The 9809-nt window shown below is 67.1% G+C and carries 9 protein-coding genes; 4 read left to right on the forward strand and 5 right to left on the reverse strand.

The genetic code is table 11. The features are described from left to right. A partial coding sequence (locus tag B551_RS06820) for a D-2-hydroxyacid dehydrogenase family protein (protein ID WP_023263737.1) occupies positions 1–1014 on the reverse strand: 1014 nt, incomplete at its 3' end. A gap of 696 nt (positions 1015–1710) precedes the next feature. Between B551_RS06820 and B551_RS06825 the strand changes: the two genes are divergently transcribed. Then, positions 1711–3567, forward strand: coding sequence for a phosphoenolpyruvate carboxykinase (GTP) (locus tag B551_RS06825; RefSeq protein WP_006578347.1), 1857 nt, complete (start codon positions 1711–1713; stop codon positions 3565–3567). 120 nt (positions 3568–3687) lie between these two features. On the opposite strand, the gene B551_RS25520 is transcribed toward B551_RS06825, so the two are convergent. The 4 genes from B551_RS25520 to B551_RS06840 all read right to left on the reverse strand — a co-directional run bounded on the left by B551_RS25520 (position 3688) and on the right by B551_RS06840 (position 6617). After that, positions 3688–4038 carry a BrnA antitoxin family protein gene (locus tag B551_RS25520; protein ID WP_006578346.1) on the reverse strand — a complete coding sequence of 117 codons (351 nt, stop codon included), beginning with the start codon at positions 4036–4038 and terminating at the stop codon, positions 3688–3690. Continuing rightward, on the reverse strand, positions 4004–4291 hold the full coding sequence (locus tag B551_RS06830; protein WP_023263738.1) for a BrnT family toxin: 288 nt from the start codon (positions 4289–4291) through the stop codon (positions 4004–4006). The genes B551_RS25520 and B551_RS06830 overlap by 35 nt, the downstream gene beginning before the upstream one ends. Positions 4292–4497: 206 nt before the next feature. Further along, positions 4498–5172, reverse strand: a complete 675-nt coding sequence (locus tag B551_RS06835; protein ID WP_006579438.1) for a response regulator transcription factor — start codon at positions 5170–5172, stop codon at positions 4498–4500. Next, entirely contained in the window at positions 5169–6617 is a 1449-nt protein-coding gene (locus tag B551_RS06840) for a cache domain-containing protein (RefSeq protein WP_023263739.1), read from the reverse strand. The genes B551_RS06835 and B551_RS06840 overlap by 4 nt, the downstream gene beginning before the upstream one ends. A 407-nt stretch (positions 6618–7024) precedes the next feature. Between B551_RS06840 and B551_RS06845 the strand changes: the two genes are divergently transcribed. From B551_RS06845 to B551_RS06855, 3 genes are all read left to right on the forward strand, one after another. Beyond that, positions 7025–9097, forward strand: coding sequence for a carbon starvation CstA family protein (locus tag B551_RS06845; protein WP_006579437.1), 2073 nt, complete (start codon positions 7025–7027; stop codon positions 9095–9097). Between the two features lie 56 nt (positions 9098–9153). Further along, positions 9154–9357, forward strand: a complete 204-nt coding sequence (locus B551_RS06850; RefSeq protein ID WP_006579436.1) for a YbdD/YjiX family protein — start codon at positions 9154–9156, stop codon at positions 9355–9357. Positions 9358–9580: 223 nt separating this feature from the next. Next, positions 9581–9809 (forward strand): glycine zipper domain-containing protein (locus B551_RS06855; RefSeq protein WP_043437871.1); only part of this gene is annotated, 229 nt, incomplete at its 3' end.

Consider the following 9809-nt stretch of genomic DNA (forward strand, 5'->3'; position numbering starts at 1 on the left):
CAGCGCGGGCGTCAGCGCCTTCGGATTGACGACGCTGCCGTGCTCGCCGGCCAGCACGTCGAGGATGTTCTGGAACGCCGTGCGGAAATAGAGCTCGTAGCTGTCGCGCTCGACATAGCCCAGGTGCGGCGTGCAGATGCAGTTTTCCATCCGCAGCAGCGCATGGCCCTGCAGGATCGGCTCGGACTCGAACACATCGACCGCCGCCATGCCCGGCCGGCCGCGGTTCAGCGCGGCCACCAGCGCGTTTTCCTCGACCAGCTCGGCGCGGCTGGTGTTGACGAACAGCGCGGTCGGCTTCATCGAGGTCAGGTCGGCGAGCTTGACGATGTGGCGCGTCTCGTCGTTCAGCCGCAGATGCAGCGACAGCACGTCGCTGTCGGCGAACAGCTGCTCCCTGGACTCGGCCACCGCGAAACCGTCCTCGCGCGCGGCCGTCTGCGAGCCCTCGCGGCCCCAGACCAGCACGCTCATGCCGAAGGCGCGGCCATAGCCGGCCACCAGGCGGCCGATCTTGCCGTAGCCCCAGATGCCGAGCGTCTGGCCCTTCAGCACCTGGCCCAGGCCGAAGTTCGGCGGCATCGTGGTCGACTTCAAACCCGACTGCTGCCAGGCGCCGTGCTTCAGGCTGGCGACGTACTGCGGGATCCGCCGCTGCGCCGCCATGATCAGCGCCCAGGTCAGTTCGGCCGGGGCCACCGGCGAACCGACCCCTTCGAGCACCACCACGCCGCGGTCGGTGCAGGCATCGACGTCGATATGGCCGCCGACGCCGCCGACGCGGCCGGTCTGGCTGATGATCTTCAGCTTCGGCAGCTTCTCCAGCAGCTGGCGCGTGATGCGGGTGCGTTCCCGGATCAGCACCACGGCTTCGACGTCGGCCAGGCGCGCCGCCAGCTGGCCGACGCCCTTGACGGTGTTGTTGAACACCTTGACGTCATGCCCCTGCAACAGCTGGAAGCTGGCCAGCTTGCGCACGGCATCCTGGTAGTCGTCGAGAACGGCAATTTTCATCGTCGGATTCGGTGAGGCGGTTCGTTGAGGCGAGTTCGTTGAGGCGGTGCGTTCGACTACGGCGGTGCCATTGGCGCCCATTGCAGCCCGTTGAGCCCATTGACGCCGCAACCCGGTTGGTACGCGTGCCCACAGACCGGCATGCCGGCGGCCAGTAAGGTGGGCCACCAAAGTGCTGCGACAAGCCATGGCGACACGGCGTTCCGACCGATTTTCGCGCCGTCCGCTTGCTGCAGAGCAAAAAACGGAGGACGACAGCGGTGGTATCCTTGCCGCCTTCGGTGACGTCCCGGATTGTCGGTCGAGCTTCGCTCCCGCAGCCGGGTTGTCGCCGGACAAAGCTTGACTGGCACCCGCTGCGACACGTCCGCGGGAAAACCGCCACTGTAGCGCAGCCGCAAGGTCCCCCGCGATCCATTGCCGACAGGATCGCGCCGGACTTGTAACGGGATGTGACGGTCCCGGGCCAGCGTGGTCGAAGACCGACCACCATGCGGCCGCCATGCGGGCAGAACGCCCGCCCCGCACGCGGAACCGCTTCCACAAGAAGTGGTCCCTCATGCATGCGGCCATGGCAGGCGCTCTCGTCGACTCCGCGTTTGACTCCGTGTTTGACCCGGCTGTTTGACGATTTTCAGAGCGCGGCCCCGGGCCAAGGCTTTGCCAAAGATTTCTTTTTTGCTTTGGAGTACCACCATGAACCACCCCACCATGCAAGGCACACCGGCGCTGAACGTTCCGGCCTGGGTCAAGCACCAGAAGCTGGTCGCCTGGGTCGCCGAGATCGCGGCGCTGACCAAGCCCGACAGCATCTACTGGTGCGACGGCTCGCAGGAGGAATACGACCGCCTGTGCGAGCAGATGGTCGCCGCGGGCACGATGAAGCGGCTGAACCCCGCCAAGCGCAAGAACTCCTTCCTCGCCATCTCCGACCCCTCCGACGTCGCGCGCGTCGAGGACCGTACCTTCATCTGCTCGCAGCAGCAGGAAGACGCCGGCCCTACCAACAACTGGATGCCGCCGGCCGAGATGCGCCAGACCCTGAGCGGGCTCTTCGATGGCTGCATGCGCGGCCGCACGCTGTACGTGGTGCCGTTCTCGATGGGGCCGCTCGGTTCGCCGATCGCCCACATCGGCGTGGAGCTGTCCGACAGCCCGTACGTCGCCGTCAACATGCGGATCATGACCCGCATGGGCCGCGCCGTGTATGACGTGCTGGGCGCCGACGGCGAGTTCGTGCCGTGCGTGCATACCGTGGGCAAGCCGCTGGCCGCCGGCGAGAAGGACGTGCCGTGGCCGTGCAACCCGACCAAGTACATCGTCCATTTCCCCGAGACACGCGAGATCTGGTCGTTCGGCTCCGGCTACGGCGGCAACGCGCTGCTGGGCAAGAAGTGCTTCGCGTTGCGGATCGCCTCGACCATGGGCCGCGACGAAGGCTGGCTGGCCGAACACATGCTGATCCTCGGCGTGACCTCGCCCGAGGGCAAGAAGTACCACGTCGCGGCGGCCTTCCCGTCGGCCTGCGGCAAGACCAACTTCGCGATGCTGATTCCGCCCAAGGGCTTCGAAGGCTGGAAGGTCACCACCATCGGCGACGACATCGCCTGGATCAAGCCGGGCAAGGACGGCCGCCTGTACGCGATCAACCCGGAAGCCGGCTACTTCGGCGTGGCCCCGGGCACCAGCGAGAAGACCAACTTCAACGCGATGGCTACGCTGAAGGAGAACGTGATCTTCACCAACGTCGCGCTGACCGATGACGGCGACGTCTGGTGGGAAGGCATGACGAAGGAAGCGCCGGCCCATCTGATCGACTGGCAGGGCAAGGACTGGACGCCGGAGATCGCGAAGCAGACCGGCGCCAAGGCGGCCCACCCGAACGCGCGCTTCACCGCGCCGGCGTCGCAGTGCCCGTCGATCGACGCGAACTGGGACAACCCGGCCGGCGTGCCGATCGACGCCTTCATCTTCGGCGGCCGCCGCTCGACCACGGTGCCGCTGGTGACCGAGGCCCGCAACTGGACCGAAGGCGTCTACATGGCCGCCACCATGGGTTCGGAAACCACCGCCGCGGCCGCCGGCCAGCAGGGCGTGGTGCGCCGCGACCCGTTCGCGATGCTGCCGTTCTGCGGCTACAACATGAGCGACTACTTCGGCCACTGGCTGGAGCTGGGCAACAAGCTGGAAGCGTCGGGCGCCAAGCTGCCGAAGATCTACTGCGTCAACTGGTTCCGCAAGGACGAGGCCGGCAACTTCGTGTGGCCGGGCTTCGGCGAGAACATGCGCGTGCTGTCGTGGATGATCGACCGCGTCGAAGGCCGCGGCCAGGGCACCGAGCACGTGTTCGGCACCTCGCCGCGCTACGAGGACCTGCGCTGGGAAGGCCTGGACTTCTCGCCCGAGCAATTCCAGAAGGTGACCTCGATCGACCGTGCCGCCTGGGAACAGGAACTGGCGCTGCACGAAGAGCTGTTCACGCAGCTCAAGCACCATCTGCCGCAGGCGCTGTCCGAAACCAAGGATGCGCTGGCCAAGCGGCTGGCGGCTTGATGCGGTAGTCGCCTGACTTTGCGCTTGCCCCAGGCGAGCGCCTCGGCAAAAAAGAAGCCCTCGCGATTTGGTTCGCGAGGGCTTTTTTTTATCGGAAGCTGCCGTGTTCCGTAGCTGCCGTCATCCGCGCGGCAACATGCGGTGCGACCGGGCATAAGCGCGTAGGACATCATTGATCCGGCTCTGCCAGCCTTCACCAGTCGCTCTAAAGGCCTCGATGACATCTCGGTCGGCCCGCATATTTAGTGTGACCTTGCGCTCGTCCGCCGGCAGAGGCGGCCTTCCGCGCGGTTTCAGCAAGGCCTGCGCGGCCTTTTCGCCAACCAGGCTCGGAAGCACTTCCTTGGCCGGTCGCATGCTGGCCATTTCGTCGTCGGTCAGCGGGGGATTGTCCGGATCGGAAAGCGCGGCACGCGTGAGCGCTTCATCCTCGGCGTCAGTCGGTATGTGGATTTTGCGTTTCGTCGACATATTCGAGTACCTCTCGACGGTTGGCTTTGCGAAGGCTAATCACGCGCATGTTGTTGCCGCGCATTGTGAATACCAACACATGGACTCTGTCGCCGATCATTCCCCGTGCGATCACACGTCGTTCGTTGTATTGACGCCGGGTGTCCTCCTTCAGAATGGCGGACTCCATATCGAACCATTCGGCGAAGCGCAGCGATATGCCATGTTTGGCCCGGTTGAGAACGTCCTTTGCGGGGTCGAATTCGAACTCCATCGGGGCGAATTTATTGTATGGGCAAAAAATAACCGGCGCAACGATTTTTTGCCTACACAAATATCTGCGCGCCGAGTCCTCGCGACGCCGCCTCCTGGTCGGCCTCTGCGACGGATCGGAGCGTACGGCCCGACCTTCCGGAGAGCTATCGGCAATGTCGCCCGACTATCACGTTGCGCTCTGCCGTCTGTCACGCGGCCCGCTATTCAACCTCCTGCCGCGTCGCCCCCCAACTGCTCCACCGCATACTTGACCAACCCCGCTCGCCCCTCGATGCCGAGCTTGCGCTTGAGGTTCAGCCGATGCGTCTCCACCGTGCGCACCGACACGCCCAGGGACGCGGCGATTTCCTTGTTGGCCAGGCCCCGGCCGATGCCGTTCAGGATGTCGCGTTCGCGCGGGGTCAGCGCATCGAGCGGATGCGAGGCGGGGCCTTCCTCGATCATGCGGCGGGCGATGCGGGCGCTGTAGAAGACCCGGCCGGCCAGCACCGCGTCGATCGCGGCCAGCAGTTCGTCGGCCGGGGCGTCCTTCAGCACGTAGCCGCGCGCGCCGGCGCGCATGGCCTGGCGCACGTATTCGAGGTTGTCGTGCATCGACAGCATCAGCACCGCGATCTCGGGATGGCGCTGGTGCAGCGCGTCGGCCAGCGCGATGCCGCCCATGCCGCGCATGCCGATATCGGTGATCAGCAGGTCCGGCAGCGCATCGGGCTGGCGGCGCGCCAGCCAGGCCAGCGCCGCTTCGCCGTCGTCCGCCTCGCCAACCACGGTCAGGCTCGGCTGCAAGGCCAGATGCATGCGCATGCCGTCGCGCACCAGCGTGTGGTCGTCGACCAGCAGCACGCGCGCGGGACGGTACGGTTCGGAATAGGAAGTCATCGGGGCAGCGAGGAAGAGTGGGACGGGGCCGCGGGCGGCGCGTCCACCGTGCCGGCGATCGCCAGCGTCTCTGGCGTCTCCGGCACGAACGCCGATGCCGGCAGGTAGGCACGGATGCGCGTGCCGCCGGGCGCGGAGTCGATATCGAATTCGCCGCCGAGGCTGGCGATGCGCTCGCGCAGGTTGCGCAGCCCGATGCCGCCGCGCGGGTCGCGCTGCACGCGCTCCAGATCGAAGCCGCTGCCGTCGTCCTGCACCACCAGCGCGACGCCGGACTCGGCATACGACAGCGTCAGCTCCACCCGCCGCGCATTGGCGTGGCGCTCGACATTGGTCAGCGCCTCCTGCGCGATGCGGTACAGCGCGGTGGCCGCCTCGTCCGACAGCGGCCGCGGCACGCCACGGCAGTCGATATCGATGCGCAGCCCGCTGGCGTCCTGCATCTCGCGCGCCAGATGCTGCAGCGCGGCCTGCAGGCCCAGATCGTCGAGCAGCGCCGGGCGCAGGTTGCGGGCCACGCGCCGCACCTCGTTGAACACCGTCTCAAGCCGGTTCAAGGCCATGCCGAGCACCGGCGCCACCGCACCGCCGTCGGCCGGCGCCTGCGCGAGCCGGTTCAGCGCGGTCTCGAGCACCAGCTTGACCGACACCAGCAGCTGGCTGACGCCGTCATGCAGCTCGCGCGACAGCCGCGCGCGCTCATCCTCCTGCGAGCGCACCACGCGCTGCGCCAGCTGGCGCAGCTTGGCGTCGGCCTCGCGATGCTCGCTGATGTTCAGCGCCAGCCCGCCAGCGCCGACCAGCAGGATGCTGATCGCGGCGATCGCGCCGATCCACGCCAGCGTGGCGCGGATATCGGTCTCCGCACGCTTGTCGAGCTCGCGCAGCGTCGCCTCGACATCGTCCAGATAGATGCCGGTACCGAGCATCCAGCCCCATTCCGGCACCGCCACCACGTAGCCAAGCTTGGGCGCCATCTGGCGCGTCGACGGCTTTTCCCAGCGATAGCGCACCGCGCCACCGCCCGAGCGCGCCGCCGCGATCAACTGCTGGATCGTCAGCGCGCCCTCGGGATCGCGCAGGTCCCACAGGTCGCGTCCGATCAGATCGGGCTGGCGCGGATGCATCAGGTTGCGCCCGCGCAGGTCGTACAGGAAGAAGTAGCCGTCCGGGCCGTAGTCGAGCCCCGCCAGCGCCTGCATCGCGGCCTGGCGCGTCGCCTCGTCGTTGCGGCCCGACTTGACCAGCGGCGCGATCGCGCTCTGCGCCAGCTGTACGTAGTGGCGCAGCTCGGTTTCCTTGCTTTGCAGGTAGGCGGCCTCGACCAGCGCGCGCTCGTGACGGACCAGCGCGGTGGCCTGATAGTGCACGGCCAGCGCGATGCCGAGCATGGCGATCGCCAGCGGCGCGACCGCGAGCAGCAGGATCTTCTGGCGGAGTTTCATCGTGACCAGGGTAAACACGGATGCCTGGGAAGCGGCCTTTTACCGTCCCGTTGCGTAGTACTACGCAGGATCGCTGCGTAGTTACGCGCTTGTGCCTCGATTGGCGGGTGTCAATACTACACGCCGACGCGCGACCGGGCCCCGGGCCAGCCGCGGCGTCATTCGCAACGGGATGCGCCAGTGCCATCACCGGCGTATCACCCCGCCTGCCAGACAAGATCCGGACCGGAAGTCGCGGGACCGGGCGCCGCTGCTATCTGCGCTCTGGAGACAGCTTGCCCCCGATCACCCGCCATGCGCCGCCCGCCGGCGCGCGTGCCACCGCGCGGCCATCGTGCGTGCCCACCGTCCACCGGCCCTTGTCCCTTCGCGGGCTTTGTTCCATGTGGTCTGAGGAGACCTTCACTATGAATCGCATCGGGCAACACCTGATGTGGCTGGCCGTCGCCGTGCTCGGCGCGTTTGCCTTCGCCACCGTTGCACTGTCGCGCGGCGAAGCCGTCAGTGCCTTGTGGATCGTGGTCGCCGCGATCTGCATCTATCTGATCGCTTACCGCTACTACAGCCGCTTCATCGCCGACAAGGTGATGCAGCTGGACCCCAAACGGATGACGCCGGCCTGGCGCCATAACGACGGCCTCGACTACGTGCCGACCAACAAGGCGGTGCTGTTCGGCCACCACTTCGCCGCGATCGCCGGCGCCGGACCGCTGGTCGGCCCGGTGCTGGCCGCGCAGATGGGCTACATGCCCGGCATGCTGTGGATCCTGGCCGGCGTGGTGTTCGCCGGCGCGGTGCAGGACTTCATGGTGCTGTTCATCTCGACCCGCCGCGACGGCCGCTCGCTCGGCGACCTGGTCAAGGCCGAGATGGGCACGGTGCCGGGCATGATTGCGCTGTTCGGCTGCTTCATGATCATGATCATCATCCTGGCGGTGCTGGCGCTGATCGTGGTCAAGGCGCTGGCCGATTCGCCGTGGGGCACCTTCACCGTGGCGGTGACGATTCCGATCGCGCTGTTCATGGGGGTCTATACCCGCTACATCCGCCCGGGCCGCATCGGCGAGGTGTCGGTGATCGGCTTCGTGCTGCTGATGCTCGCGATCGTCGGCGGCCAGTACGTGCACGAGAGCGCCACGCTGGCGCCGCTGTTCACCTTCGACGGCAAGGCGCTGACCTGGATGCTGATCGGCTACGGCTTCGTCGCCGCTGTGCTGCCGGTGTGGCTGCTGCTGGCCCCGCGCGACTACCTGTCGACCTTCCTGAAGATCGGCACCATCATCGCGCTGGCGATCGGCATCCTGATCGTCGCGCCGGAACTGAAGATGCCGGCGTTCACGCAGTTCGCCGAAGGCGGCGGTCCGGTGTGGTCGGGCAACCTGTTCCCGTTCCTGTTCATCACCATCGCCTGCGGCGCGGTGTCGGGCTTCCACGCGTTGATCTCGTCGGGCACCACGCCCAAGCTGCTGGAGAACGAAACCCACGCGCGCTTCATCGGCTATGGCGCGATGCTGGCCGAGTCCTTCGTCGCCATCATGGCGCTGGTGGCCGCCTCGGTGATCGAGCCCGGCGTCTACTTCGCGATGAACAGCCCGGCCGCGGCGATCGGCACCACGCCGGAAGCGGTCGCGGCCGCGGTGTCGAACTGGGGCTTCGTGATCACGCCCGACGTGCTGGTGCAGACCGCCAGGGATGTCGGCGAAAACACCATCATCTCGCGCGCCGGCGGCGCGCCGACGCTCGCCGTCGGCATCGCCCACATCCTGCACCAGGTGGTCGGCGGCCAGGCCATGATGGCGTTCTGGTACCACTTCGCGATCCTGTTCGAGGCGCTGTTCATCCTGACCGCCGTCGACGCGGGCACCCGCGCCGGCCGCTTCATGCTGCAGGACCTGCTGGGCAGCTTCGTGCCGTCGATGCGCCGTACCGACTCGCTGCCGGCCAACCTGATCGCGACGGCGCTGTGCGTCGGCGCCTGGGGCTACTTCCTGTACCAGGGCGTGGTCGATCCGCTCGGCGGCATCAACACGCTGTGGCCGCTGTTCGGCATCTCGAACCAGATGCTGGCCGCGGTGGCGCTGGTGCTGGGCACGTGCGTGCTGGTCAAGATGAAGCGCGGCCGCTACGCCTGGGTCACGCTGCTGCCGACCGTCTGGCTGCTGATCTGCACGCTGACCGCGGGCTGGCAGAAGCTGTTCCACGCCGACCCGAAGATCGGCTTCCTGTCGCACGCCCGCAAGTTCAGCGACGCGATCGCCCAGGGCACGGTGCTGGCGCCGGCCAAGACGATGGAGCAGATGCACCGGATCGTCTTCAACGACTACCTGGACGCGGGCCTGTGCGCGCTGTTCATGGCGGTGGTGCTGTCGATCGTCTACTACGGCCTGCGTACCGGCCTGCGCGCGGGCGCGCAGGCACGGCCGACCGCGCTGGAGACGCCGTTCGAGCCGCTGCCGGCCGCCGCCTCGGCGCAGCGCTGAGCCTGGTGCCGAGCCGAACGCCGTAACGTCAAACCCCCCGCAGAGGAAGGAACGCCATGCTGGATCCGCTGAACAAGATGGGCCAGATGGGCCGCTACCTGGGTCAGTCGCTGCGCCTGATGGTCGGGCTGCCCGACTACCAGACCTATGTGGCCCATATGGAAAGCACGCATCCGGACCGCGAGCCGATGAGCTACGAGGAGTTCTTCCGCGAGCGGCAGGAGGCGCGTTACGGCGGCGGGCAGGGCAAGTGCTGCTGAATCCACCGGTCCTTCCCGCGAAAGCGGGAATCCGGCGCCTTTGAAAGCCACGGGGTCCCCGCATCCGCTGGGACGACGGGGTTGTCAATCGTCTGAAAGGCTGCCCACGGGCAGCCTTTGTTGTGTTTCTGCAGCATTAATAAAGGCTTACAGGCGGTTACAGCAATGTCCGTGCCCAAAATCTACACTTGCATCACAGTTTGGCAACCAGAGGAAAAACACTATGTCTCGCCGACTCGTTCGCAATATGACCGTGGCCCTCGCCCTGGCGGCATCGACGACGCTGCCTGCATTCGCGAGCGACATGAATAACGCACTGGGTGGCGCCCTCGGCGGCGTCGCCGGTGCAGCCGTCGGAGGCGCGCTGGGCGGCTCCACCGGTGCCGTGATCGGCGGCGCGGTGGGCGGCGGCGCAGGCGGCGCGATCAGCTCGAATCGCCGCGAGCGTACCG

The organism is Cupriavidus sp. HPC(L) (assembly GCF_000307735.3).
GTDB lineage: Bacteria > Pseudomonadota > Gammaproteobacteria > Burkholderiales > Burkholderiaceae > Cupriavidus.

Bases quoted from the DNA above. Each gene is read 5' to 3' on its own strand.
- B551_RS06825 (WP_006578347.1), top strand. From the start codon at position 1,711: ATGAACCACCCCACCATGCAAGGCACACCGGCGCTGAACGTTCCGGCC.
- B551_RS25520 (WP_006578346.1), bottom strand. From the start codon at position 4,038: ATGTCGACGAAACGCAAAATCCACATACCGACTGACGCCGAGGATGAA.
- B551_RS06830 (WP_023263738.1), bottom strand. From the start codon at position 4,291: ATGGAGTTCGAATTCGACCCCGCAAAGGACGTTCTCAACCGGGCCAAA.
- B551_RS06835 (WP_006579438.1), bottom strand. From the start codon at position 5,172: ATGACTTCCTATTCCGAACCGTACCGTCCCGCGCGCGTGCTGCTGGTC.
- B551_RS06840 (WP_023263739.1), bottom strand. From the start codon at position 6,617: ATGAAACTCCGCCAGAAGATCCTGCTGCTCGCGGTCGCGCCGCTGGCG.
- B551_RS06845 (WP_006579437.1), top strand. From the start codon at position 7,025: ATGAATCGCATCGGGCAACACCTGATGTGGCTGGCCGTCGCCGTGCTC.
- B551_RS06850 (WP_006579436.1), top strand. From the start codon at position 9,154: ATGCTGGATCCGCTGAACAAGATGGGCCAGATGGGCCGCTACCTGGGT.